The following is a 24979-nucleotide window of genomic DNA, read 5'->3' on the forward strand; positions in this document are numbered from 1 at the left end:
CACACGACAACGGGAGGCCCGATGCACGTGGTCATCATGGCCGGCGGCAAGGGAGTGCGGCTGCGGCCGTACACCACCACGCTACCCAAGCCGCTGGTTCCGATCGGCGACAACCACGCGATCCTGGAGATCGTCCTGCACCAGCTGGCGTCCCGCGGCTTCACCCACGTGACCCTGGCGATCAACCACATGGGCTCGCTGATCCGGGCCTTCGTCGGCGACGGTTCCCGGTTCGGGCTGCGGGTGGCGTACCTGGAGGAGCAGGCCGACCTGTCCACCGCCGGACCGCTCTTCTACGCCCGGGACCACCTGCCGGAGCACTTCCTGGTGATGCACGGCGACATCCTCACCGATCTGGACTACGGCGACGTGCTGCGGACCCACCAGGCGGGTACCGCCCCGCTCACGGTCGCCACGTTCCGGCGCAGCGTGCAGATCGACTTCGGGGTGCTGGAGATCGAGGGCGGCCGGGTCGTCGAGTTCCACGAGAAGCCGACCCTCGACTACCGGGTCAACATGGGCGTCTACGGCATCTCCCGGAGCACCATCGCGGGCTACCCGGCGGGACGGCGGTACGGCTTCGACGAACTCGTGCTGGACCTCATCGCCCGCGGCCGGATGCCCGCCGACTACCCGTACGACGGCTACTGGCTCGACATCGGCCGGCCCGAGGACTACGACGAGGCGAACCGCTCGTTCCACCGGCTGGAGCCGTTGCTGCTGCCCACCGCGCCGCGCCCGCGCCCGGCCGGCGCGCAGCCGTCGGTGCCGGAGCCGGTGTGAGGCGGGTCCTGCTGTTCGGCGCGTCCGGCTTCCTCGGTGCCCGGGTCCGGGCCGCGCTCGCCCCGCACGCCGAACTGACCTGTCCCGGCCGGGCCGCGTGCGACCTGCTCACCGCCGGGCCGGACGAGGTGGCCGGACTGATCCGGGCCGCCGCCCCCGACGCGGTGGTCAGCTGTGCCGGGGCGCTCGGCGGCACCCCCACCCATCTGGTGCGGGCGAACACGCTGGCCACCGCGACCCTGCTGGAGGCGATCGGCCAGGCCGCGCCGGGCGCCCGGTTCGTGCGCATCGGATCGGCCGGCGAGTACGGCCCGGTCCCGCGCGGCGCGGCGGTGTCCGAGGACGACGACACCCGGCCGGTCGGCCCGTACGGCGTCAGCCACCTGGCCGCGACCCGGCTGGTCGCCCTGGCCGCCGCGGCCGGTCAGGTGGACGGTGTGGCGCTGCGCGTGTTCAACCCGATCGGGCCGGGCCTGTCCGCGGAGAACGTGCTGGGCCGCGCGGCGCAGCTGCTGCGCCGGGCGCTGGCGGCCGGCGACGACCACATCGCACTCGGCCCGCTGGACGCGTACCGCGACTTCGTGGACGTGCGCGACGTGGCCGCCGCGGTCGCGGCCGCGGTGCTCGTCCCGGCCGTGCCCCGGGCGGTCTACAACGTCGGCAGTGGGTCGGCGGTGTGCACCCGCGACGCGGTACGGCAGCTGTCCGTGATCGCCGGTTTCCCGGGCGCGGTCCGCGAGGCGGCGCCGGTGGCGGCGGCCGCGCGGTCCGCGGGCGTGCCGTGGATCCGGGCCGACGTGTCCGCGGCGGCGCGCGACCTCGGCTGGCGGCCCCGGCACGTGCTGGCCGACACCCTGGCGGCGCTGTGGGCGGCCGCCGACCCCGGACCCGAGCAGGCCGTGCCACGGCCCGCCGCTGCAGGATTCGAAGAGAAGGAGCCGGCGTGCATTCGAGAATCGGCGTCGTGGGGCTCGGCTACGTCGGCCTGACCCTGGCCGCGGTCCTGGCCGACCGGGGGTACCGGGTGCACGGCGTGGACGCCGACCCGGCCGTGCTGGACGCGCTCCGGCGCGGCCGCGCCCACAAGTTCGAACCGGGCGTCGAACAGGTCCTGGCGGCGAGCCTGGGCCGGAACTTCACGCTGGGCAGCAGCCTCTCCGCGGACCTGGACGCGGTGGTGCTCTGCGTCTCCACGCCGGTGGACCCGGTCACCCGTACCGCCGATCTGGGCAATCTGGCCGCGGCCGCCGCTGAGGTGGCGCGGTCCTGCGTGCCCGGCACCCTGGTGGTGGTGCGCAGCACGGTCCCGGTGGGCACCAGCCGCGCCGTGGTGCTGCCGCCGCTGGCCGCGGCCTGGGGGACGGTGCGCCTGGTGATGGCGCCCGAGCGCACCATCCAGGGGCAGGCGCTGCGCGAGCTGGTCGAGCTGCCGCAGGTCGTCGGCGGGCTGGACGAGGAGAGCCGGGCCGCCGGGCTGGAGCTGTTCGGCGGCGTGGCCCGCTCGGTCGTGCCGGTGTCCAGCCTGGAGACCGCCGAGCTGATCAAGCTGTCGAACAACTGCCACACCGACCTGATCTACTCGTTCGGCAACGAGGTCGCGCTGATCGCGGAGCGGCACGGGCTGGATCCGCTGGAGGTCATCCGCGGCGCCAACCTGGACTATCCGCGGCCGGACCTGGCCCGGCCCGGGTACGTCGGCGGCGGCTGCCTGTCCAAGGACCCGTACCTGATGATCGAGAGCGCGGGCGAGCGGGCGCCGTTCCTGGTGGGCGCGGCCCGCCGGCTCAACGAGTACCTGCCCGGGCACGTCGCCGACCGGGTGGTGGACCTGGTCCGGCAGGAGCGCGGGGACGCGGCCGGCGCCCGGCTCGCCGTCCTCGGCTGGGCCTACAAGGGCTGGCCGCCCACCGACGACACCCGCGGCGCCCCGGCACCGGCGATGCTGCCGGTCTTCCGGCACGCCGGGATGACCGTGCTGGGCCACGACCCGATGGTGCCGGACGAGGTGCTGCTCGCCCAGGGCGTCCAGCCGGTCGGCCTGGACCGGGCGTTCCGCGACGCGGACGCGGTGCTGATCGTCAACGACCACCCCGACTACCGGGCCCTGCGGGTGGAGTCCTGGGTCGGCGGGGACCGGCCCGCGGTGGTCTTCGACTCGTGGCGCGTCCTCGACGAGGCGGCCGTCACCGCGGCCGGCATCCGCTACGCGGGTCTGGGGTACGCCGCCCCGCGGACCGCCGCGCGGGTGGTGGCGTGATGCGGGTGCTCGTGCTCGGCGGCGCCGGGTTCATCGGCCTGCACCTGTGCCGGCGGCTGGTCGCCGACGGGCACGCGGTGACCGTGGTGGACGACTTCTCCCGGGGCGCCGACGACCGGGACGTGGCCGCGTTGCGGGCGGCGCCGGGCGTGCGGATCGTGTCCGCCGACCTGACCGATCCGGCCGCCTGGTCCGCCCTGTCGCCCGGCCACGACCAGGTGTACCTGCTCGCCGCGGTGGTCGGGGTGCGCAACGTCGAGGCCGACCCGGCCCGGGTGATCCGGGTCAACACGCTCACCGCGCTGCACCTGCTCGACTGGCTCCCGCCGGGCCGGCGGGTGTTCTTCAGTTCGACCAGTGAGGTGTACGCCGGCGGCGTCTCCGCCGGGGTGGTACCGGTGCCGACCGACGAGCGGGTGCCGATGCTGGTGCGCGACGTGGCCGAGCCGCGGTTCGCGTACGGGATCAGCAAGCTGCTCGGCGAGGCCGCCCTGCTGCACGGGGTGGCGGCGGCCGGCGGCACCGCGGTCGTCGGCCGGTTCCACAACGTGTACGGCCCGCGGATGGGCGCGGACCACGTGATCCCGGAGATGTCGCTGCGCGCGCTGGCCGGGGAGGATCCGTTCCGAGTGTGGGGCGCCGACCAGTCCCGCGCGTTCTGCTACGTCGACGACGCGGTGGAGGCGATGCTGCGGCTGATGGCGAACCCGGCCGCTCAGGGCGTGGTGAACATCGGCGACGACACCGCGGAGACCAACATCGGTGACCTGGCCAAGCTGGTGCTGCGGGTGGCCGGTGCGCACGCGGACCTGGTCACCCGCCCGGCGCCGGCCGGTTCGGTGACGCGCCGCTGCCCGGACCTGACCCGGCTGCGCGAGCTGACCGGCTTCGAGCCGGCGGTACCGCTGGAGGACGGCCTGGCCCGCACGTTCGCCTGGTACCGCGACCGATGAGCACGCGGCAGCGGGCGGCGCGGGCGCTGCAGCGCCGGGCCGGGCCGCGGGTGGTCGCCGGACTGGGGTCGCTGGTGCTGTCCGTGCGGGGCGGCGCGTGGTGCGCGGTGCGGCACGACGACGGCCTCTGGATCCACCGGTACCGCGACGGCGTGCTGGTCGACACCCGGCTGGGCGGGCCCACGCCGGCCCGGCAGGACCGCTATGCCCGGGACGTCTTCCTGTGGGACTACGTGCCCCGGGTGGGCGACACGGTGGTCGACGTGGGCGCCGGGGTGGGCGGCGAGGTGCGCCTGTTCTCCCGGCTGGTCGGCCCGCTCGGACGGGTGATCAGCGTCGAGGCGCACCCGCGTACGGCCCGCGCCCTGGCCCGGACCGTCGCGGAGAACGGCCTGCGCAACGTGGCGGTGGTCGCCTGCGCCGTGGTGGAGCGATCCGGCCCGGTGCACCTGGAGGACGGTGCCGACCACATCCGCAACGGGGTGTCGGCCACCGGCGTCGCGGTGCCCGGCCGGACGCTGGACGACCTGGTGGCGGAGTTCCGGCTGGAGCGCATCGACCTGTTGAAGATGAACATCGAGGGCGCCGAGCGGGCCGTGCTGTCGGCCGCGCCGGAGACGCTGGCCCGGGTGCGCCACCTGACCGTGTCGTGTCACGACTTCCTCGCCGGCCCGTCCGGCCGCCCCGGGCAGCGCACCTTCGACGCGGTCGCCGAGCTGCTGCGCGGCGCCGGGTTCGCGGTACGCACCCGGCCGGACGACGCGCGGCCGTGGATCCCGTACTACGTGTACGCGGCGGCGCGCGGCGGAACCGCGTGAGCACCGTGGCCGGGCCGGCCACCCGCGACGGTTCCGGCGACATGCTGGTGTCCGCCTGCCTGGTGGGGGCGGGCACGCTCGCGGCGGTGACGCTGGACGCCCGGCTGTGGCACTGGTTCGTGGTCCCGGTGGCGGCGTGCGGCGTGCTGATCGGCGCGGACGTGGTGGCGTGGCTGCGCGGCCGGCTGGACACCTTCGACCCGCGTGGCGTGCTGGCGGTGCTGGGCTTCCACTTCTTCTACCTGGCCCCCCTGCTGCACGTCCTGCTCGACTACTGGCCCACGCGGATCGTCCCGTCGGTGAGCTGGCCGGACGCGCTGGGCACGATGGCCGTGCTGAACGTCGCCGGCCTGATCCTCTACCGCTGGGTGGTCGCGCTGCCCGGACGTTCCGCGCCGCCGCGGGCGCGTTTCCGGGTCCGGCTGGACGAGCGCCGGTTCGTCCGGATCGTCGGCGCCGGCGTGGCGATCGGGATGCTGGCCTTCGTCGTCGTGGTGCTCCGGTTCGGCGGCGTGCTCGGGTTCCTGGCCACGGTGACCAGCGACCGGGAGGCGCTGACCGGGCTGGGCTGGCTGCTGATGACCGCCGAGATGTTCCCGATGCTGATCTTCGTGCTGATCGTGGTGCACCGGCGGCGGGCGCTGGCCGGCCGCCCGGAACTGGTGCTCCTGCTGCTGGCCGGCTTCGCGCTGGTGCAGTTCCTGGTGGGTGGCCTGCGCGGCAGCCGCAGCAACACGGTCTGGCCGGTGCTGCTCGGGCTGATGCTGGTCCACCTGCTGGTGGCCCGGGTGTCCCGCAAGGCGCTGGTGATCTTCGCGCTGGTGTTCGGGTCGTTCATGTACATCTACGGCCTGTACAAGAGCGCCGGCACGGACGTGCTGGACATCGCCCGGGGCACCCGCACGGTGGCCGAGGTCTCCGCGGAGACCGGCCGGGACGTGCCCACGATGCTGCTCGGCGACCTGGGCCGGTCGGACATCCAGGCGATCGTCCTGGATCGCAAGCGGCAGGGGCAGGGCGATCTCGGGTACGGCCGCTCGTACGTGGGCGACGTGCTGGTGCTGGTGCCGAACCGGCTCCTGCCGGAGCGCCCGCCGAGCAAGGCGGTGTACGGCACCGAGGTCCTGATGGGCGTGGGCGCGTACGACCACCAGGCCAGCGTCGGGGCGAGCCGCATCTACGGCATCGCCGGCGAGGCCATGCTGAACTTCGGGCCGCTCGGTGCGGTGCTGTCGTTCGGCGTGCTGGGCCTGGTGATCCGCGGCGCGCAGAGGCTCTACCGCCGGGCCCGGTACGGCGACGAGCTGGGCCCGAAGATCCTCGCGCCCGCGCTGTGCCTGGCGTCGGTGCTGACGCTGACCAGCGACCTGGACAACGTGGTGGTGATGCTGGTGACCCGGTTCCTGCCGGTCGGCCTGGCGGCGTTGCTGGCCTGCGCCGTGGTGCGTCAGCCCCCGGCGGCCACCGTGGTCCGGCCGCGGGCGGCGGCGTCCCCGGTCGCCCGGCGCAACGCCCGGTAGAACGCGTCCCGGCGGGCGGTCAGCACGTGGTCCGCGAAGTCCCGGGCCCGGGCCAGGTTGCGGGCCGACGCGGCGGCGGCCCGCCGGGGACTGGTCAGGTGGCCGGCGACCACCCAGGCGAGGGCGGCGTCGTCGCCGGGCGGCACCAGGTCGCCGGGCGGCAGGAGTTCCGGGATGCCGCCGGCGGTGGTGCCGACGGCGGGCAGGCCGCGGGCCATCGCCTCGATCAGCGCCCGCGGCAGGCCCTCGGTGCGGGACGGCATGACGAACAGGTCGGCCGCGTCCAGGTGACGGCGGACCGGCTCGCCCGCCGGAAGCATCCCGGCGAAGTGCACCTGACCGCCGAGGCCGAGGTCGGCGGCGAGCCGCTCCAGCCCGGGACGGCAGCGTCCGTCGCCGACGTGCACCAGCCGCGCGGGCGTCCCGGTGGCGTGCAGCCGGGCCAGTGCGCGCAGCAGCGTGTCGACGCCCTTGTACGGCTGCTCCAGGCTGCCGACCGAGACCAGCGTCGGCGGGCCGGGCACGGTGCGGGCGCCGCGCGGCCGGCGGACGTAGGCGTCCGGGGCGAGGTCGACGCTGGAGTACACGGCGGTGCGGGCGCCCGGCGCGGCCGGGTAGCGGCGCTGCAGGTACCCCTCGGTGACGTAGGCGACGGCGGCGGCGTCGCGGCACTGCCGCCGCAGCGCCGCGGTGAGGTGCCGCCGCAGCACCGGGCGCAGCGGGTGCCGGACGACGCCGGGCGCGAACACGTCGTACGGGTCGCCGGTGACCTCGACCGCGTACGGCCGGCCGGTGGCGTGCCGGGCACCGGCGAGCAGGGCGCCGAGCGGGGACGGGGCGCGTACCACCACGGCGTCGCCGGGGGCGGCCGCGGCCCGGGCCGCCCGGACCACGGCCGGACGCCGCCGCAGGTACTGCCGGGGTCCCAGGTAGTGGGGCACCGGCCAGACCGCGACGGCGGGGCCGTCCACCCGCCGGGCGCCGGGGTCCGGGATGGCGGTGTCGGCGACCCGGGCCACGACCCGCACCTCGTCGAACGCGGCGAGGTAGCGGGCGAAGAACGATGCGGCCGGCCCTTCCCGGGTCCACACCGCACCGTCCGGCGTTCGGGTGAACCGGGATTCAGTGGCGACGACGACTCTCACAATCATGGACATTAAGGACCGGGGTGCCCGGCTTCCCGGGAACCGCGATTGTTCATCGTCACGAGGGGCGGGGCCGACGTGCCGGAGACCGAAGCTGTCCAGACGCCGGCCCGGCCGGTGCGGCGCCGCCGCCGCTGGTTCGTCGTGCTCGCCGCCGGTCTGGTGCTGGTGCTGTTCGCCGCGGGCACGCTGTGGGTCGGCGTGCGCGCCCGCAACGCCCGGGACCACCTGGTGCGGGCGGCCGCGCTGGTGCAGCAGTTGCGGGGTCAGCTGGTGACCGGTGATCCGGCGGCGACCGGCACCCTGGCCGCGCTGCAGCGGTCCACCGCGGCGGCCCGCGCCGAGACCGCGGACCCCGGCTGGTCGATCGGCGGCCGGCTGCCGGTGGTGGGCGACGAGTTCACGGCCGTGCGGACCGTCGCGGCCGCTCTCGACGATCTCGCCCGGGACGGGCTTCCGCCGCTGGTGGCGACGGCCGCGACGACGAACCCGGCCGCGCTCACCCCGCGGAACGGCCGGATCGATCTGGCGCCGTTGCAGGCGGCGGCGCCCCGGCTGCGCGCGGCCGACACGGCGGTGCGGGCGGCCCTGGACCGGGTCACCGCGATCCCGGCCGGCGGGTTGAGCGAGCCGGTCCGGTCGGCGGTGGCCGAACTGACCGCCAAACTCGGCGAGGCGGCGGCGGTGACCACGACCGCGAACCGCAGCGCCGCGGCGCTGCCCACCATGCTCGGTGCGTACGGTGCCCGGACCTATCTGGTGCTGTTCCAGAATCCGGCCGAGATCCGCGCCACCGGCGGGCTGTCCGGCGCGTACGTCGTGGTCCGCGCGGACCGCGGCGCGGTGGCGATCGTGGACCAGGGCGCGCCGTCGGAATGGGTGAGCTGGAAACGGCCGGTGCTGCCGCTGACCGCGTCCGACCGGACCCTGTGGACCGACCGGCTCGGCACGTTCTTCGGCAACGTGAACCTCACCCCGCACTTCCCGACGGCGGCCGCGCTGGCCCGGGAGATGTACCGGCGGCGCTCGGGGCGGGCGGTCGACGGTGTGCTCACCACCGATCCGGTCGCCCTGTCCTACCTGCTGGGCGCGGTCGGCACGGTGCCGGTGCCGGGCGGGCCGGCGCTGACCGCCGAGGCCGCCGTGCCGATCCTGCTGTCCCGGATGTACCGCCGCGACGTCACGCTCGAGCAGCAGGACGCGTTCTTCGCCCGGGCGGCGCGGGCCGCGTTCGAGGCGGTGACGAGCCGCCGGTGGGACGCCGCACAGCTGCTGGCGGCGCTGGCCCGGGCGGCCGGGGAGCGCCGGCTGCTGGTGTGGAGTGCCCGGCCGGCGGAGAACCGCTGGGTGGCCGGCACGGTGCTGTCCGGGGTGCTGCCGGCCGACGACGGCGAGCGCCCGACCGTGGGGGTGTTCCTGAACGACGGCAGCGGCGCGAAGCTCGGCTACTACCTGCGGCAGGCGGCGCGGGTGACGGCCGGCCGGTGCCGCGGGGACGGGCGTCGCGAGCTGACCGTCCGCGTCGAGCTGCGGTCGACGGCGCCCCGCTCGGGGCTGTCCCGGGCGGTGACCGGGCTCGGGCTGGCGGGCGACCCGTACACGGTGCGGACGGTGGTGGCGGTGTACAGCCCGGCCGGTGGCTCGCTGGAGCGGATGCACCTGGACGGCGAGCAGCACCCGTTCGGATCCGGGCTGGACCGGGGGCGCGCGGTGGGCCAGGTGGTGGTGGACGTGCCGCCCGGCGGCCACCGCACGCTCGACGTCACGCTGGTGACCGGCGTCTACCCGGCCGGGCGGCAGAGCGCGCTGGTGCCGCGCCTGTGGACCACACCGGCGGTCGCTCCCTGGGAGCAATCGGTCGAAACGCCGGACGGATGCAAATCAGGACGATAGCTTCACATCAGAACCTATTAGACCTTCCCGTTGATCCCTCTCCGAAGGGGCGGTTGTGCGCGTATCTCGTAATCTCGTTTTGATCCTTGCGACTCTGGCAGCAATCTTCGTCGGTCCGGCCGCGGCCCACGCCGCGCCGTACCCGATCGGTGAGCCGGCCTCGTCCGTCTCCGACGGTGTCGTCCCCGACGGCGGCACCCTCACCTTCTCCGGCAGCGGCTTCGGCGCGGGCGAACTCGTCCAGATCACCGCGGTCTACGGCGGCAAGGTCTACGTGCTCAAGACCGTCCGGGCGTCGGCCGACGGCAGTTTCCGGACCGTCGTGGCGCTGTCCATCGTCGGCTCCGCGGTGCTCACCGCGACCGGTCAGGAGTCCGGCGTGGTCGTCGTCCAGAACGTCCGGGTGACGGCCGACGGCGACGGCGGCGGCGACGGCGACGGCGGGGAGGCCCTGCCGACCACCGGCCCGTCGATCGGTGACATGGCCGGGATGCTCTACGGCGGTGTCGGCGCCGTGCTGCTCGGCTCGGGGGCGCTGTGGTTCACCCGCCGCCGGCGGGCCGGCTCCGCGTCCTGAAAGACCCTTCGTACGACCACGGCGCTGCCCGGCGATCCGATCGCCGGGCAGCGCTTTGCCACGTCGTCGATGCGGCCCGGGACCGTGAACCGCCCGCGGTCGGTGTTCGTTGTGGTGGGCACCAGGAAGGGGTGGACATGGCCGAGGACAGGCACTTCTCCGTGCCGTACGACGACACGCGGGACGTCCAGATCAGGTATCAGGTGATCCAGCACAATCTGAAGGTCTTCATCCCGGCGAGTCTCCCTGAGGCAAGCAGGATGTGGATTCCCAACCGGCTCCAGGAGGCGGAGCCCACCGTCAGCGGACCGAACGTCGTCTACACCAACGAGATCTCCAACACGTTGAACTTCACCGACGGCACCAGTTGGACGCCCGACCACCAGGACAAGGTGGGGTATGCGAAACAGGCGGTCCAGTCATATCTGGACACGCACCACGTCAACACGCCCGAGCTTCAGTCGACCTTGTCCTCCGCGTCGATCAGCGGTGATCCGATGCAGTTCGCGGCGCAGTACACGCAGGGCCAGAGGCCGGGCAACATGGGGCAGATGGCCGCCACGGAGGGCATCACCACTCCGGGGGACCGAGGTGCGCGGCAGGTGCTGATGAACGGATTCGACCAGCCCGCACCCGCTTACGTCCACGAATCCTGGCACACCCTGGAGAGCAACGTCTTCCAAGGTGCGCTGCGGTCGCCGCTGAGCAAGGACGCCATCGAGGGAATGACGGAGTACCTCACTCAGCAGACGACCGGCCTGGATTTCCGACGTGCCCTGGACTCCGAGCACAAGCCGTCCACGCTGTACTCGAGGGAGACGTCCGCCCTGGAGCTGGCGATGAAGAACGGCGAACTCAGCCAGAACGACGTCCATCGTTCCTATCTGCGAGGCAGCGAGAGCCCGACCGGGCGGGTCGAAGCGGCTCATCGGCACTACTTCCCGGACACCACCCGGAAGGACGTCGGCGCCGGCGTGCCGCTGACCCAGGCGCCCGGATACGACTCGAACCCGTTCAGTTTCTCGGCGTCACAGGGCCACGACACGTCATCACCGGGCCAGTACGTTCCGCCACAGAGTCAGTACACGCCATACCCGCAGCGGCCGTCGACCCCGAGGGCCAAGTCGCCGGGCAGGTCGGCCGGCGGGTGATCGGCGGATGCCGGCTCACGTCGCGGGCTGCGGCTGCTCGCGGGTCAGATAGGTGTGGTGGGTGGTGAAGCCGAGCCGCCCGTACAGCGTGACCGCCGCCGTGTTCCGCTCCTCGACCTGCAGATAGGCCCGGCCCGCGCCGTGCTGCCGCGCCCAGTGGGCCAGCGCCCGGGTGACGTGTGCGCCCAGCCCTTGCCGGCGCGCGGCCGGGGTGGTCTGCAGCAGTGCCACGCCGAGCCAGCGGTCGGGCCCGGTCACCGCGCCCCGGGCGACCGCGAGCAGGCCGCCGTCGGCGTCGCGGACGTGGGCGAACACCGCGGTGGGTACGCCGGTCAGCACCCGCACCGCGGCGTCCGGCAGGGTGCCCTTGTGCTCGGCGACCATGGCGTACCAGTCGTCGGCGGGGGAGTCGGCCAACTCGACCGGCGGCAGGTCGGCCCGGGCCGGGACGGCGGCCAGCAGGGTGGCCAGCGGCGCGGTCTGCATCAGGGTCAGCGGCCGGGCGGTCCAGCCGCGCTCGTCGAGGGCGGAGTTCACCGGTGCGGCCAACGGCATCGGCGCATTGATCAGCGCGGTCTGGCCGTGGTCGGCATACCACCTGGTCACCGCGTCGATGGCGGCCTCGAGCGGACGGTCCGGGTCGCCCGCCGCCAGGGCCGAGTTGGCCCGGCCGGTCCAGTTCTGCGCGGCCCGCAGGATCCAGTGGCCCAGCCGGGCCTGGACCGGCGCCGGCCAGCCGTCGTTCGCGGCGAGTTCCAGCGCGATCACGTCGGCGGCGCGCGGGCGGCGCGCAGGCGGCACCCGTTTGGCCCGGTGCACCTCCCGCAGGGGTACGCGCAGCGTGCCGTTCGCGGTCGCGATAGTGAGGTCCGTCTCGGTGAGGTCGACCAGCTCACCCAGCGCGTCCGAGAAGAGCGGGCGATCGGCGGAAACGCCTACAATTCGGCGTACCACCACCCGGTGTCCCACATCCTGCCGTCGGAGCACGTGTGACCTCCCTCCGGCTGGGATACTAGGCTCTGCCCGTGCCGTCGCGGTTGCCGCGGCGTGGCTTGCCGGAAGGGAAAGACCCGTGACTTACATCATCGCTGAGCCCTGCGTCGATGTGCTTGACAAGGCATGCATCGAGGAATGCCCGGTCGACTGCATCTATGAGGGCAACCGGATGCTCTACATCCACCCCGATGAGTGTGTCGACTGCGGGGCCTGTGAACCGGTCTGCCCGGTCGAGGCGATCTTCTACGAGGACGACGTCCCGGAGCAGTGGAAGGACTACACGAACGCGAACTACGAGTTCTTCGAGGATCTGGGCTCACCGGGCGGCGCCTCCAAGGTCGGCAAGATCGAGAAGGACGCGACGTTCGTGGCCGCCCAGCCGCCCGGTCTGAACGAGCACTGACCGGTGCGCGCACCGCTCTCATCGGGTCTGCCGGACTTCGCGTGGGACGTGATCGCACCGATCAAGGCCACCGCGGCGACGCATCCTGACGGGCTGGTGGATCTCTCCATCGGGTCGCCGGTGGACCCGGTCCCGTCCGCGGTGCGCGCCGCGCTGGACTCGGCGGCGGACCAGCCGGGCTATCCGCTGACCGCCGGCTCGGCCGCGCTGCGCGCGGCCATGTCCGCCTGGGTGGCCGCCGCGTGCGGCGCCGGCGGGCCGGTCGGCGTGCTCCCCACCATCGGTTCCAAGGAACTGGTGGCGTGGCTGCCCACGCTGCTCGGCATCGGCCCCGGCGACGTGGTGGCGATCCCCGCGGTCTGCTACCCGACCTACGAGGTGGGCGTGCGGCTGGCCGGCGCGACCGCGGTGCGCGCCGACTCGCTGACCGCGCTGGGCCCGGACCGGCGGGTCCGGATGATCTGGGTCAACTCGCCGTCGAACCCGACCGGCCGGGTGCTGCCGGTCGACCATCTCCGCAAGGTGGTGACCTGGGCGCGGGAACGCGGCGTCCTGGTGGTCAGCGACGAGTGCTACCTGTCGTTCGGCTGGGCGGAGAACCCGGTCTCAGTGCTCTCCGACGCGGTCTGCGGCGGCGACTACACCGGAATCCTGGCGCTGCACTCGTTGTCCAAGCGCTCCAATCTGGCCGGCTACCGGGCCGGCCTGGTCAGCGGCGACCCCGCCCTGGTGGCCGAGCTGCTCGCGGTACGCAAGCACGCCGGCATGATCGTGCCGGCCCCGGTGCAGGCCGCGATGGTCGCCGCGCTGACCGACGAGGAGCACGTCGAAGAGCAGCGGGCGCGATACCGCAGGCGCCGCGCCACCCTGCGTGCCGCGCTGGAGAAGGCGGAGTTCACGGTCGACCACTCGGAGGCCGGGATCTACCTCTGGGCCACCCGCGACGAGGACTGCTGGGACACCATGAACTGGCTGGCCGCCCGCGGGATGCTCGGGTCGGCCGGAGCGTTCTACGGTCCGGCCGGCGGCCGGCACGTGCGCCTGGCGCTGACCGCGACCGATGAGCGGATCGACGCGGCGGCCGATCGGCTGACGAGCTGAGCCTGCCGATGACGAACCGGGCGATCGGTCGGGCGGTCGGTGTGGTCGGCACCGGCCTGATCGGCGGTTCGGTCCTGATGCGGCTGCACGAGTCCGGCGCCGACGTGGTGGGCTGGGACCCGGACCCGGCGACCCGGGAGTTCGGCCGGTCCGCCGGACTGTCGTTCGCCGAGCGGCTGTCCGACGCGGTGGCCGGCCGGGATCTGGTCTTCCTCTGCGGTCCGCTGGTGTCCCTGCCGGACGCGCTGAGCGAGGTGGTCAAGCACACCTCCGACGAGTGCGTCGTCACCGACGTCGGCAGCACCAAGGCGGCGGTCGCGGCGGTCGCGGAGCACGACCGGCTGCGGCGGTTCGTGCCGGGCCACCCGATGGCCGGAACGGAGCACGCCGGCCTGACCGCGGCCAGCGCCACGCTGTTCCAGGGGGCGCCGTGGGTGCTGTGCCCGGATCAGCCGGTGGCGTTGCCGCACTTCCGGGCACTGGTGGCCACGGTGAGCACGGTGTTCGAGGCGCGGGTGGTGCCGATGCCGGCGGTGTGGCACGACGACGTGGTGGCGCTCTCCTCGCACCTGCCGCACGTGGTGGCCGGCGCTCTCGCCGGTGCGGTGGCGCGTTCGTCCGTGCGCGACGGGGTCCTCGCGCTGGCGGCCGGCAGCTTCCGGGACGGCACCCGGGTGGCCGGCGCGCCGAGCCGGCGGACCGCCGACATGGTCACCGAGAACCGCGCCGCGGTCCTGCGCCAGGTCCGGCTGCTGCGGGACAGCCTGGACGGCATCGTCGACCGGCTGGAACGCGCGGACGACCCGGCGCTGCGGCAGGAGTTCGAGATCGGCCGGCAGCTCCGCGCCGAGCTGCTGCACCGCCGGTTGGAGCCGGCCGAGCGGCGCTTCGCGGCGGATGACGAGGCGGAGCGGGCCTTCCTGCTCGACCTGGGCCGCGCCGGCGGGCATCTGACGGGCTGCGAGGTGGGGCCGGACGCGGTCGTCTACCGGGCGCTGGTGCCGGCCGGCGTGGCGTGAACGGCGGCCGGGCCGCGTCGACCGGGGTGTCGACGCGGCCCACGGTCCGGACCGTCAGCAGCGGGTCCGCACGTCGACCGTGAGGGGTATGGTCTGCCGCACCGAACCATCCGCGGCGTAGATCGCCCCCTGGTACGTCCCCGGCGGGCTCGGCGGGATGTCCCACAGCATGCCGGTGGCGCGGCTGCCTTCGCTTGGTTGGGGTGCCACCGGGGTGACCGTGCTCGTCGAACCGGGCGGGAGGTCCTCGACCCCGACCTCCAGGGTCGTGTGCCAGGTCCCGTCGATCCACACAATGAAGTAGCCCCCGCGGCCGACCTCCGCGTCGACGCAGATGCGGGTGTGGAATTCCGCAAGCTTCCAGGTGGTCGGGGCCGGGGGCGTGCTGGTGGCGGCCGCGGCGGGCGGGCTGCCGAGCAGGGACAGCGTCAGGACGCCGGACAGGATGCTGAGACTCCAGGTGACGGCTCGGGGGGTCGATCTCACACTGGCCTCCAAAACTGGTCATTGGACGAAAGTGGACCCTCCGTCCTATCCGGACAGTATTGTTGAGCCTTCAACGGATTGCTAGCCCTTCTATGCCCGAGGTTGGAGACGACGATCCCTCGGCGGACCGAAGCGCCGGCCGGGCGCCGGCACCTACCTTGACTCGCATGCCTGTTGAATTCGCCGGAGACACCGAGACCGCCAACGCGGTCCACTACGCGCGCTGCATGGGCCGGGAGGAGATCGGCACCGATCTTCTCCTGGCCGGCCTGGTCATGGCCGCTCCCCGGGTCGCCCGCCTGCTCGACGCCTTCGACATCACCGGACCGGTCCTGCGCGCCGTGATCCGGGACCATCACCACCACGGACGCTGGGCGGTGCCGGACGGCCCGGCACATCCGGACACCGACGTCACCGTCGCGGGCCTGACCGGGCCTACCCCGTTCACCGGCGGAGCGGCGGCGGCGCTGATCCGCTGCCGGGAGCTGCCCGGCGCGAATCCCCGCCGGCCGGAGGACCTGCTCGCCGCGCTCCTGCAGGACCACGATTGCCGGGCCGCGGCGGTGCTGCGCGACTGCGGCGCCGACGTCGACGAGGTGGCACGGGCCGCCCGCACCCGGGAACGACCGCACCGCGAGGAGCGGGTCGCTCCGGCCCTGCGCGTCACCCGGGACATGCTGATCGGCCGGCAACGGTACCGGGGGCGGGGCCTGCGGGACCGGCTGCTCTCCTTCGCCGTCCGAGTGCAGATCAACTATGCGGTGACCCCGGTGATGTGGGTGTCGCTGGAGGTGGACGAGATCGCCAAGCGCCGGGGCGGCAGGCCGCGTACCGACGACATCCTGCTCGCCATGCTGGCCACCTACGAGGTCGGCCTCGCCTACCCGCACCTGTCCGCCGGCGCGGCCGACAAGTACCACGGCAGCCGGCTGCTCGCCGCCACCGGCTTCGACCACCAACGGCTCGCCGCCGCGGTCGACGTCTACGACCTGGGCACCGACGGTGTGTCCCCGAAGGCCATCCTCCGGCGCGGCGACGAGCAGTGGCCCCAGGACACCGCCGAGTTGCTGAGCCGGCTGCTGGCCCACGACAACACCCGGGCCGCACGCCTGCTGGACAAGCTCGGCGTCGATCTGCGGGAGCTGGCGCGCTGAGCGCACCGGCCGGACGGTCAGATTCCGGTTGCGGGCCGGATCCACGCTCAACCGGGACCGGGCGCTTCCGATCCCTTGCGCATGACGTCTCGACGCAATCGGATGGCCCGCCTCGCCGGTGGCATGTCGGCGGTCCTGGCGGTGCTGGCCGGCGTCGTCTGCACCGTCTCGCCGGCCGCCGTGGACGCGTCCGGTGACGGGCCGGCCCAGGCCGGCGCACCACTGCGGATCATGCCGCTGGGCGACTCGATCACCTTCGGCTCAGGGTCGCGGACGAAAAGCTCGTACCGGGTCGACCTGTACCGCCGGCTGGTCCGCGCGGGGATGGCGGTGGACTTCGTGGGATCGGTCCGGTCCGGTCCGGCCGGCGCCGGTGCGGACCTGGACCACGAGGGCCACCCGGGGTGGCGCATCGGCCAGATCGCCGAGCGGCTCGACGGCTGGCTGGCCATCTATCGGCCGGACGTGGTGCTGCTGCACATCGGCACCAACGACATGCACACCGATGCGCGGGCGGCCGGCGCCGCCGACCGGCTGTCGGCGCTGATCGGCCAGATCACCGCGGCCCGCCCGGAGGCCCACGTCTTCGTCGGCCGGATCGTCGGTGCGCAGGACGCCCCGGACCACGGCGCGCAGCAGCGGCGCGTCAACGCCTTCAACGCCGCCGTCCCGGGCATCGTCGCCGCCCGGGGCCCGCGGGTGCACCTGGTCGACCACAGCCTGGTCGACGAGGCGGACCTCGCCGACAAGCTGCACCCCGACGACGGCGGCTACGCCAAGATGTCCGCGCTGTGGTGCCGGGCGCTGCTCCGGGTCCGGCCCGGCGCAGAGCCGTCACCGGCAACTTCTTAGGCCGGCGGGCCGGTTGCCGATCGGAGCCATATGGGCCAGGTATCCCGGTTGCGCGGCCGGCTGCGCGGGTGGATCCCCACCGGCGGCGGCGTACGCCCGGAGGACTGGGCGCGGCGGCACCGGCTGCTGACGTTGCTGCTGGCCTCGACGGTCGTCGGGCTGACCGGGCTGGGCGCGGCGCTCGGCGGGCTGGACCTGGTCTGGCTGGTGACCGTCCTGCTGATCCTGCCGTGTGTGCTGGGCGCGGTGCGGCTGCGCGGGCGCCGGCTCGCCTCGATCCTGGTGGCGCTCGGCTTCACCGTGGCGTGCGGCGGCTTCGTCGCCATGCTGGACGGGCTCACCGAGGCGCACTTCAGCTTCTTCATCGCGGTCGCCGCGCTGGCCCTGTACCGGGACTGGGCCCCGTTCGGCGCCTTCCTCGTCGCCACTACGCTGCACCACGCCGCGTTCGGCGCGGTCGCCAGCGAGCAGACGTACGGCCACCACGGCGCGGTCACGAACCCGCTGATGTGGGCGGTGCTGCACGGCGTGGCGGTACTGATGGCGGCCGGCCTGCAGACCGTCGCGTGGCGGCTCACCGAGTCCGAGGAACAGCGTGCCCAGGCCGATCTGGACGAGAGCGAAGCCCACCTGAGCATCGCGTTCGACCAGACGCCGGTGCCGATGGCGATCCTCACGCCGGACGGCGCGATCCGGCGGGTCAACCCCGCGTACCGTCGCTGGTTGGATCTGCCCGAGACGCTGCCGGACGGATTCAACGTGCGGGACCTGCCGCTGGTACCGACCGACCCGAACTCGCTCTCGCTCCTGGAGGAACAGGCCCGGACCGGGAGCGCGGTCGCGTTCACCCGGGAGTACCACCGGCCCGACGGCTCGTCGGTCTGGGTGGAGGTGCACAGCAACGGCCTGCGAGACCGGCAGGACCGGCTGCGACTGATCTTCGTGCACTGCCTGGACGTCACCGAGGTGCAGCGTCAGGTACGGCAGGACGCGCTGACCGGTCTGCTGTCGCGGGCCGGCTTCGAGGAGGAACTGGCCCGGACCGCGGCGGGCGGCGAGCCGGTCAGCGTGCTCTACCTGGACGTGGACCGGTTCAAGGCGGTCAACGACGGATCCGGGCACAGTGCCGGCGACGAGGCGCTGCGGGTCCTGGCCGGCCGCCTGACCCGGTGTGTGCCGGCCGGATCGCTGATCGCGCGGTTCGGCGGCGACGAGTTCGTGGCCGCGCTGCCCGGTCCGACGGAGGTGGCCGTACGGGCCGGCCGGGCCGTGGTGGCGGCGTTCGCCGAGCCGGTGCCGGTGGCCGGCGGCCGGCTGCAACTGGCCGCCAGCGTCGGCGTCGCCACGGTGTCGGACCCGGGCCAGGCGGAACAGGCGGTGCTGGCGGCGGACACCGCCATGTACGCGGCGAAGCGGGCCGGCGGCAACCGGCTGGAGATCTTCAGCGAGCAGATGCGGGTCGCCGTGCGGCAGCGGATCGTGGCCGAGGCCCGGCTGCGGGAGGCCCTGGCCGGGGACCGCGACGTCACGCTGCCGGTGGTCTTCCAGCCGATCGTCTCGGTCAGCACCGGACACATCGTCGGGGCGGAGGCACTGGTCCGGATGCGCGCCGCGGACGGGCTGCTGCGCGGGCCCGGCGAGTTCATCGGCCCGGCCGAGGAGACCGGCCTGATCGTGCCGCTCGGCGAGCACGTGCTCTGCTCGGCGCTGCGCCAGCTGCGGCGCTGGGGGCAGGATCTGGACTACGTCTCGGTCAACGTGAGCCCGCGCCAGCTGTCCGAGGCGGACTTCGTGCCGACGCTGGCCCGGCTGCTGGCGGAGACCGGCCTGGACGACCCGGCCCGGCTGGTCCTGGAGATCACCGAGACCGCGCTGCTGTCCACGATCGCCGACCTGCCGGCCCGGCTGGACGCGATCAAGGCCCTCGGGGTACGCCTGGCGCTGGACGACTTCGGCACCGGGTACAGCTCGCTGACGTGGCTGCAGTCCGTACCCGCGGATGTGGTGAAGCTGGACCGGTCGTTCGTGGCCGGCCTGGCCCGCGACGCCCGCAAGGCGTCGATCATCTCGGCGGTGCTCTGGCTGGCCCGGTCGCTGGGGATGACCGTGGTGGCCGAGGGTGTCGAGGAGGCGGAGGACTGGGACGCGCTGCGGGCGGTGGACTGCCCGGCGATCCAGGGCTACTACTTCAGCCCGCCGGTGCCGGTGGCCGACTTCGAGGCGCTGCTGCGGACATCCGCGTTCGTCCATCGCTGACCCGGAGTAGCGTCGGGGCATGGTGGATCAACCGATGGTCGTGGTCCGTGGCGAGGCGCTCCGGGAGTTGCCGCCCGACCTCGCCGTGTTCTCGGTGACCGTGTCCGCCGGCGGCAGGGACCGGCAGGCCACGCTGACCCGGCTCACCGACCGGGCGGCGGGGCTGCGGTCCGCGCTGGACGACTACCCGGACGCGGTGGAACGCCGGGAGACCGGCGCGGTCCAGATCTATCCGGAGATCAAGCGGGGCGAGCGGGTGACGGGGTACGTCGGCACCGTGACCACCCTGGTGACCGTGACCGACTTCGCGGTCCTCGGCGACCTGCTGCTGCGCCTGGGCAATCAGGACCAGACCACGGTGTCCGGCCCGTGGTGGCAGCTGCGGCCGGGCAGCCGGGCCGGTGCGGACGTGCGCCGGGAGGCGGTGACCGACGCGCTGCGCCGGGCCCGGGAGTACGCCGAGGCGGTCGGTGCCGAGGTGGACCGGCTCGTCGAGATCGTCGACGAGGGCGCGGGGCAGTCGCTGATGCGGGCCTCGTTCGGCGCGGCCGAGGCGGCGTCCGCGCCGATGCACCTGGAGATCGACCCGCAGCGGCAGACCGTGCACGCCGCGGTGACCGTCCGGGTGGCGATCACCGAGCCCACCAGGCTGCGGTCGGACTGAACCCGCGCCCGACCGCCACCTGGGTGTTCCAGGACAGGTCGGCGGTGCGGGTGCGCAACGCGGTGTCCGAGTTGATGTGCCGGTTGGTGTCGGCCGCGACGGCGTCCACGGCCGGATGCCCGAGGAGGATCCGGCGGTGCAGCTCGCGCAGCCGGGTGCCGGGCTCGACGCCCAGCTCGTCGACGAGCCGGCGCCGGGCCCACTGGTAGTGGGCGAGCGCGTCGGCCTGGCGGCCGCTGCGGTACAGCGCCGTCATGAACAGTTCGTGCAGCGGTTCCCACAGCGGGTGTTCGGCGACCTTGGCCGCCAGGTCCGCCAGGATCGCCCGGTGCGAGCCCATCGCCAGCTCCGCGGTGAGCAGGTCCAGCTCGGTGGTGCGGATCAGTTCGTGCAGGCGGCTGCGCTGCGCCTCGGCGTACGGTCCGGCCGCCCCGGCCAGCGGCGGGCCGTGCCGCAGCGCGAGCGCCGCGGACAGGTGGGTGGCGGCACCGGCGAAGTCGCCGCGCCCGGAGGCCTCCGCGCCCCGGGCGGCGTACCGCCGGAAGCGCGTGACGTCCAGCGCGTCCTCCGGTACGGCCAGCGCGTAGCCGCCGCCCGCGGACCGGATCCGTGCGCCGGGCACCAGCCGGGGCTCGGCCAGCACCTGCCGCAGCCGGGACACGTAGGTGCGGGCCACGGTCGCGGCCGTCGAGGGCCGGTTCTCGCCCCAGATGGCGCGGAGCAGCGCGCCGCTCTCCACCACCGCACCCTCGTGCAGCAGCAGGACGGCGAGCAGCGTGCGTTGCTGCGGTGACCCGAGGTCGATCTCGGCGCCGGCCCGCCAGGCGCGGATCGGGCCCAGTACGGAATAGCGGACGGTGTCCGTCGGCATGGTCGCTCCTTCGCGGTCGGTTGCCCTGGGTGACGGCCGACCGTGACGGGACCCTACGGACGCGGGACCGGAGATTCTCTGAACAAAGACTGGACGTGCACCGATGCTGCCCCCGAATCCTTGCGAATCACCTTCATGTCCCGCTGGGATGGGAGAGACTCGGCTGCATGCCGAGGCGTCGCGATCTGCTGCTCCGGGTAGCAAACGTCAACCCGGCGAGCGTGACCACCCACTCCGACCGGGTGCTGTACAGCGCCATCGGCGTGTTCATCCTCCTCTACTTCGTGTACGCGACGGTCGGCGGCGCGGCGTTCGTGGACGCCAGCGCCAACTACACGCACCCGTGGTACCAGTGGCTGGTCGGTCCGCTGGTCGCCACCGGCGTGGTGGCCTACGACCGGGCGGTGGTGGGCCGGGTGTCGATCAGCTACGAACGCCTGGACTCCGCGGACCCGCACCACCTGCTGCGCCGGCCCACGTTCTCGCTGTACGCCGGCCGGATCGGGCTGGCGCTGCTGTTCGCGGTGATCATCACCGAGCCGCTGATGCTGGCCCGCTACCAGGGCGAGATCGACGCCCGGCTCAACCAGGTGCACAACGAGCAGATCGGCACGATGGCGTCGGGCGGGGCGATCGCGGCGTACGACGCGCGGCTGGCGGACCTGAAGAAGGCGACCGCCGACGAGGACCGGGCGGTGGCGGCGCTCAACGCGCGGGCCGCGGACAAGCGCCGGGACGCCCGCACGCTGTACCGCCAGGCCATCTCCGACTCGGTCGGCTCCGGGGTGTCCCGGCGGCCCGGCTGCCCGGACGGCGGGTACTGCGACACGCTGGTGCGGCGGTCCCGGGCGCTGGACGACCAGGCCGCGGCGCTGGACACGCAGGCCGGGAACCTGCTCCAGACGCAGCGGCCGGGCCGGGTCGCGCGGGCCGCGGAGGAAGCCGACCTGACCCGCATGATCGCCGAGCAGCGCGTGCTGAACGCCGAGGCGATCCGGGCCGATGCCGGCTTCGGCGCCCGGACCAAGGCGATGGCCTACCTGATCGCCTCGGACTTCTGGGGCATCGGCCTGTTCTATCTGGGCATCGCGCTGCTGCTGGTGGCGCTGGACTGCGCCGCGGTGGGACTGAAGTTCGTCTCGCACGGCAATGCCTACGAGCGGACCGAGGCGCGGATCGCGCGCAGCCGGGAACATGCCGCGGCGATCGCGTACGAGCGCGGGATGGAGGACGCGCGCACGTACGGCGAGGCCACGGCGCGGGTGATCGCGGACGGCATCGACGCGGCCACGCACGACGACCAGCTGGCCCGGGCGGCGGCGGCACGGGCCCGGGTGGTCCTGCACACCGCGGTCATCGGGGAACCGGAGGACGAGCCCGAGGGTGAAACCGGTCCGCGGATAGTGCAACTTGCACATTCGGAGTTACCATGACAGCGGCGCACCGCGTGCCCACGCTCTGTTGATGCGGTCGCGCCGGATCGCGGAACGGGCCTCTCCTTCGGGGGAGGCCCGTTCCGCGTTCGGGCGGTCCCGGCCCGGCGCCGCCGCGCCCGCCGGGTCAGCCGGCCGGATACGGCCGTTCCGCCAGCAGGTGCGCCAGGTGGGCGGCGTTGGCGGCGAGGGTCCTGGTGGCGCTGCCGGTGGTGTCCGGCTTGGGCCCGGCGTCGCGGTAGTCGACCTTGCCCATCGCCTCGCCGACCCAGTAGGTCGACCCGTTGGCGGCGACCGTGAAGCCGACGTCGTTGAGCGCCTGCAGGACCTCCGCGGTGACGTGGTGGGCGCCGTCCTCGTTGCCGACCACCGCCACGGCCGCGACCTTGCCGAACGTCCGCAGCCGGCCTTCGTCGTCGGTCTCGGACAACTCCGCGTCGAGGCGTTCCAGCACCATCTTGCACACGCTCGACGGCTGTCCCATCCAGATGGGCGTCGCGATGACCAGCAGGTGTGCCGCCATCAGCCTGGTCCGGATGGACGGCCAGGCGTCGCCGTCGCCCTCGTCGACGGAGACGCCGAACCGGACGTCGTGGTCGACGACGCGGATCACCTCGCCATCGACGTCGTGGTCGGCCAGCGCGGCGAGGACCTCACGGCCGAGCAGTTCCGCACTGGACTCGGCGGGCGACGGCTTGAGCGTGCAACACAACACGACGGCGCGCAGGGTGCTCACGGGTCCGGCTCCTGACTGATCGGCGATACGGTATCGGGGGGCATACCCGCATGATCGCGGTACAACCACGGGCGACCGGCACTCGCTGATCCGGTCGCTTTGACACACTGCCTGGCCTTTGTCACGCAGCCCGTACCGGACAAAGAGCTTAAAAGTTGGCGTACATACGCAGCAAAGCCGTACCGATACAGACAGTATGGTTGCCGCATTACAACCTTTAAGCTTCGAACATGTCCACTGCCATCCAGGTCGCGCTGGCCGTCGCCATCGTGATCTTCACCGCGTACGCCGCGGGCCGCGTGCACCAGTGGTACCGGCACGGCTTCGAGCGCGAGGTGGCCTACCGCGAGGGGTACAACGAGGCGTCCCACGCCCTGTTCCACCTGGCGATCCGCACGCTCCCCGGCACGTCCTCGCCGGAGCCCGCCGCGGCAACCACCCGCCTGGACCACACCGGCGTGCTCTGACGCCGCATCCGCCTCCCCACGCACGACGACAGTCAGGAACGACGAGAAGCATGACGGCACCGGGTAACAACCTGCTCCAGATCGCCTTGGCGCTTGCCTTCGTCATCGCCAGTGGCTACGCCTCCGGTCGCATCCACCAGTGGTACCGGCACGGCCTGGAACGCGACCACGCCTACCGCGAGGGGTACAACCACGCCTCGCACTCGATGTTCACGATGGCCCTGCAGGCCCGGAGCACCCCGGCGGCGGCCGACCTGGCCCCGGCCGAGGCGGAGACCGGCCCGCCGCTCGCGGTCGGGACCGGCTCCGCGTCCCGTACGGTCGGCGTGTCCCGACGCCGCATTCTGGCGGCGAACCAGCGTCCCACCCCGGAGGCGGTGGTGGGCCGCAGCCGCCACGCGGCCTGACCGCTCAGGCCCGCCGCCCGAAGCGCCAGGCGGCGCCGGCTGCCACCAGCCCGCCGCCGACCGCCGCCAGCACGCCGTGGTGCTGCGACGCCCACAGCTGCCAGCTCCGCGCCTTGGCCTGATCGTCGAAGTCGCCGTGCGCGCCCCGGTCCGCGCCCTCGCCGTCGGCCGGCTCCCACAGGTTCGCCGGCTGGTCCGGTTCCCGGGGCTCGTCGGTCTGCTGACCGTCGTACCCGGTCCGGGCCAGGTAGCGGTCCAGCAGGCCGGGCACCACCGCGTTGGCGAGCAGCGTGCCGGCCGTCGAACCGCCCACCCAGTACTCCCGCCGGCGCGGATGGTCGGCCGCGTACAGCACCGCGGACGCGGCCAGCTCGGGCTGGTAGATCGGGGCGACCGGCTGCGCCTTGCGCGGCAGCCGGGACAGCACCCAGGAGAACTGCGGCGTGTTCACCGCCGGCATCTGCACCATGGTCACCCGGACGTTGCTCCGCTCGTGCAGCAACTCGGCGCGCAACGATTCGTGGAAGCCCTGGATCGCGTGTTTGGCGCCGCAGTACGCGGTCTGCAACGGCACCCCGCGGTACGCCAGCGCGGAACCGATCTGCACGATCGTCCCCCGGTCACGCGGCAGCATCCGGTCCAGCGCGGCCCGGGTGCCGTGCACGAACCCGAGATACGTGACCTCGGTGGTGCGCTTGAACTCGTCCATGGTCATCTCGATGAACGGCGCGAACACCGAACTGAACGCGTTGTTGATCCACAGGTCGATCGGGCCGAGTTCCTTCTCCACCCGGGCGGCCGCGTCGTCCACCGCGGCATAGTCGGCCACGTCCACCACGATCGGCAGCGGCGTGCCGCCCCGCCGCCGCACGTCCTCGGCCGCCGCGTCCAGCCCCTCTTCGCCGCGGGCCAGCAGCGCCACCGCGTCGCCGCGGTCGGCCAGCTTGCGTGCCACGGCCCGGCCGATGCCGCCACTGGCGCCGGTGACCACCGAGATCCTCGTCATGCCCCCTTTCTTCACCGATCGCCGCCGCGGG

The 24979-nt window shown here is 73.6% G+C and carries 25 protein-coding genes; 19 read left to right on the forward strand and 6 right to left on the reverse strand.

Annotated features, from left to right (window positions below; all coding sequences use genetic code 11):
* The first annotated feature begins 21 nt into the window (after window positions 1–21).
* The 6 genes from LDL48_RS14555 to LDL48_RS14580 are packed head-to-tail and all read left to right on the forward strand — an operon-like array spanning window position 22 to window position 6331.
* Complete coding sequence (locus LDL48_RS14555; RefSeq protein WP_225255630.1) at window positions 22–783, forward strand: nucleotidyltransferase family protein; 762 nt, start codon at window positions 22–24, stop codon at window positions 781–783.
* Complete coding sequence (locus tag LDL48_RS14560) at window positions 780–1772, forward strand: NAD-dependent epimerase/dehydratase family protein (RefSeq protein ID WP_225255631.1); 993 nt, start codon at window positions 780–782, stop codon at window positions 1770–1772. The genes LDL48_RS14555 and LDL48_RS14560 overlap by 4 nt, the downstream gene beginning before the upstream one ends.
* On the forward strand, window positions 1727–3040 hold the full coding sequence (locus tag LDL48_RS14565; RefSeq protein ID WP_225255632.1) for a nucleotide sugar dehydrogenase: 1314 nt from the start codon (window positions 1727–1729) through the stop codon (window positions 3038–3040). The genes LDL48_RS14560 and LDL48_RS14565 overlap by 46 nt, the downstream gene beginning before the upstream one ends.
* Window positions 3040–3993 (forward strand): NAD-dependent epimerase/dehydratase family protein, encoded by a 954-nt coding sequence (locus LDL48_RS14570; RefSeq protein WP_225255633.1) that lies wholly within the window; start codon window positions 3040–3042, stop codon window positions 3991–3993. The genes LDL48_RS14565 and LDL48_RS14570 overlap by 1 nt, the downstream gene beginning before the upstream one ends.
* Window positions 3990–4811, forward strand: coding sequence for an FkbM family methyltransferase (locus LDL48_RS14575; protein ID WP_225255634.1), 822 nt, complete (start codon window positions 3990–3992; stop codon window positions 4809–4811). Before LDL48_RS14570 ends, LDL48_RS14575 begins: the two co-directional genes overlap by 4 nt.
* Entirely contained in the window at window positions 4808–6331 is a 1524-nt protein-coding gene (locus LDL48_RS14580) for a hypothetical protein (protein ID WP_225255635.1), read from the forward strand. Before LDL48_RS14575 ends, LDL48_RS14580 begins: the two co-directional genes overlap by 4 nt.
* Here the strand turns inward: LDL48_RS14580 and LDL48_RS14585 are convergent.
* Window positions 6259–7476, reverse strand: a complete 1218-nt coding sequence (locus LDL48_RS14585) for a glycosyltransferase (protein ID WP_225255636.1) — start codon at window positions 7474–7476, stop codon at window positions 6259–6261. The two genes, LDL48_RS14580 and LDL48_RS14585, sit on opposite strands and share 73 nt — an antisense overlap.
* A 78-nt stretch (window positions 7477–7554) precedes the next feature.
* Between LDL48_RS14585 and LDL48_RS44505 the strand changes: the two genes are divergently transcribed.
* The 3 genes from LDL48_RS44505 to LDL48_RS14600 all read left to right on the forward strand — a co-directional run bounded on the left by LDL48_RS44505 (window position 7555) and on the right by LDL48_RS14600 (window position 11097).
* Window positions 7555–9369, forward strand: a complete 1815-nt coding sequence (locus LDL48_RS44505; RefSeq protein WP_225255637.1) for a DUF4012 domain-containing protein — start codon at window positions 7555–7557, stop codon at window positions 9367–9369.
* Between the two features lie 79 nt (window positions 9370–9448).
* Window positions 9449–9946: an LPXTG cell wall anchor domain-containing protein gene (locus tag LDL48_RS14595; protein ID WP_225255638.1), complete on the forward strand. Its 498-nt coding sequence runs from the start codon at window positions 9449–9451 to the stop codon at window positions 9944–9946.
* Window positions 9947–10083: 137 nt separating this feature from the next.
* On the forward strand, window positions 10084–11097 hold the full coding sequence (locus LDL48_RS14600) for a hypothetical protein (protein ID WP_225255639.1): 1014 nt from the start codon (window positions 10084–10086) through the stop codon (window positions 11095–11097).
* Window positions 11098–11112: 15 nt separating this feature from the next.
* Here LDL48_RS14600 and LDL48_RS14605 read toward each other — a convergent pair whose 3' ends face one another.
* A complete protein-coding gene (locus tag LDL48_RS14605) occupies window positions 11113–12084 on the reverse strand; it encodes a GNAT family N-acetyltransferase (protein ID WP_225255640.1) in 972 nt (323 codons plus the stop codon).
* A gap of 85 nt (window positions 12085–12169) precedes the next feature.
* Between LDL48_RS14605 and fdxA the strand changes: the two genes are divergently transcribed.
* The 3 genes from fdxA to LDL48_RS14620 are packed head-to-tail and all read left to right on the forward strand — an operon-like array spanning window position 12170 to window position 14616.
* Window positions 12170–12496 carry a ferredoxin gene (gene fdxA, locus LDL48_RS14610; RefSeq protein WP_225255641.1) on the forward strand — a complete coding sequence of 109 codons (327 nt, stop codon included), beginning with the start codon at window positions 12170–12172 and terminating at the stop codon, window positions 12494–12496.
* 3 nt (window positions 12497–12499) lie between these two features.
* Window positions 12500–13597, forward strand: coding sequence for a succinyldiaminopimelate transaminase (gene dapC, locus LDL48_RS14615; protein ID WP_225255642.1), 1098 nt, complete (start codon window positions 12500–12502; stop codon window positions 13595–13597).
* Window positions 13598–13605: 8 nt separating this feature from the next.
* The gene (locus LDL48_RS14620) at window positions 13606–14616 is read left to right on the forward strand and encodes a prephenate dehydrogenase (RefSeq protein WP_225255643.1); all 1011 of its coding nucleotides are present in this window, start codon (window positions 13606–13608) and stop codon (window positions 14614–14616) included.
* Between the two features lie 54 nt (window positions 14617–14670).
* On the opposite strand, the gene LDL48_RS14625 is transcribed toward LDL48_RS14620, so the two are convergent.
* Window positions 14671–15102, reverse strand: coding sequence for a DUF5980 family protein (locus LDL48_RS14625; protein ID WP_225255644.1), 432 nt, complete (start codon window positions 15100–15102; stop codon window positions 14671–14673).
* Between the two features lie 167 nt (window positions 15103–15269).
* Here LDL48_RS14625 and LDL48_RS14630 point away from each other — a divergent pair, with 167 nt between their 5' ends.
* The 4 genes from LDL48_RS14630 to LDL48_RS14645 all read left to right on the forward strand — a co-directional run bounded on the left by LDL48_RS14630 (window position 15270) and on the right by LDL48_RS14645 (window position 20028).
* Window positions 15270–16256 (forward strand): Clp protease N-terminal domain-containing protein, encoded by a 987-nt coding sequence (locus LDL48_RS14630; RefSeq protein ID WP_225255645.1) that lies wholly within the window; start codon window positions 15270–15272, stop codon window positions 16254–16256.
* 81 nt (window positions 16257–16337) lie between these two features.
* Window positions 16338–17108 (forward strand): SGNH/GDSL hydrolase family protein, encoded by a 771-nt coding sequence (locus LDL48_RS14635; RefSeq protein WP_225255646.1) that lies wholly within the window; start codon window positions 16338–16340, stop codon window positions 17106–17108.
* Window positions 17109–17138: 30 nt separating this feature from the next.
* Window positions 17139–19364 carry a putative bifunctional diguanylate cyclase/phosphodiesterase gene (locus tag LDL48_RS14640; RefSeq protein ID WP_225255647.1) on the forward strand — a complete coding sequence of 742 codons (2226 nt, stop codon included), beginning with the start codon at window positions 17139–17141 and terminating at the stop codon, window positions 19362–19364.
* 19 nt (window positions 19365–19383) lie between these two features.
* On the forward strand, window positions 19384–20028 hold the full coding sequence (locus LDL48_RS14645; protein WP_225255648.1) for an SIMPL domain-containing protein: 645 nt from the start codon (window positions 19384–19386) through the stop codon (window positions 20026–20028).
* Here LDL48_RS14645 and LDL48_RS14650 read toward each other — a convergent pair.
* Window positions 19997–20899 (reverse strand): AfsR/SARP family transcriptional regulator, encoded by a 903-nt coding sequence (locus LDL48_RS14650; protein ID WP_225255649.1) that lies wholly within the window; start codon window positions 20897–20899, stop codon window positions 19997–19999. The two genes, LDL48_RS14645 and LDL48_RS14650, sit on opposite strands and share 32 nt — an antisense overlap.
* Window positions 20900–21066: 167 nt before the next feature.
* Between LDL48_RS14650 and LDL48_RS14655 the strand changes: the two genes are divergently transcribed.
* Complete coding sequence (locus LDL48_RS14655; protein ID WP_225255650.1) at window positions 21067–22332, forward strand: DUF4407 domain-containing protein; 1266 nt, start codon at window positions 21067–21069, stop codon at window positions 22330–22332.
* 127 nt (window positions 22333–22459) lie between these two features.
* Here the strand turns inward: LDL48_RS14655 and LDL48_RS14660 are convergent, their stop codons facing one another.
* Window positions 22460–23068: a flavodoxin family protein gene (locus tag LDL48_RS14660; protein ID WP_225255651.1), complete on the reverse strand. Its 609-nt coding sequence runs from the start codon at window positions 23066–23068 to the stop codon at window positions 22460–22462.
* 230 nt (window positions 23069–23298) lie between these two features.
* Between LDL48_RS14660 and LDL48_RS14665 the strand changes: the two genes are divergently transcribed.
* The gene (locus tag LDL48_RS14665; protein ID WP_225255652.1) at window positions 23299–23535 is read left to right on the forward strand and encodes a hypothetical protein; all 237 of its coding nucleotides are present in this window, start codon (window positions 23299–23301) and stop codon (window positions 23533–23535) included.
* 50 nt (window positions 23536–23585) lie between these two features.
* Window positions 23586–23942: a hypothetical protein gene (locus LDL48_RS14670; protein ID WP_225255653.1), complete on the forward strand. Its 357-nt coding sequence runs from the start codon at window positions 23586–23588 to the stop codon at window positions 23940–23942.
* A 4-nt stretch (window positions 23943–23946) separates the two neighbouring features.
* Here LDL48_RS14670 and LDL48_RS14675 read toward each other — a convergent pair whose 3' ends face one another.
* Window positions 23947–24948: an SDR family oxidoreductase gene (locus LDL48_RS14675; RefSeq protein WP_225255654.1), complete on the reverse strand. Its 1002-nt coding sequence runs from the start codon at window positions 24946–24948 to the stop codon at window positions 23947–23949.
* Window positions 24949–24979: the final 31 nt, after the last annotated feature.

Origin of the sequence: Jidongwangia harbinensis (assembly GCF_020216025.1) — a bacterium.
In the GTDB taxonomy this organism is placed as follows: domain Bacteria; phylum Actinomycetota; class Actinomycetes; order Mycobacteriales; family Micromonosporaceae; genus Actinoplanes; species Actinoplanes harbinensis.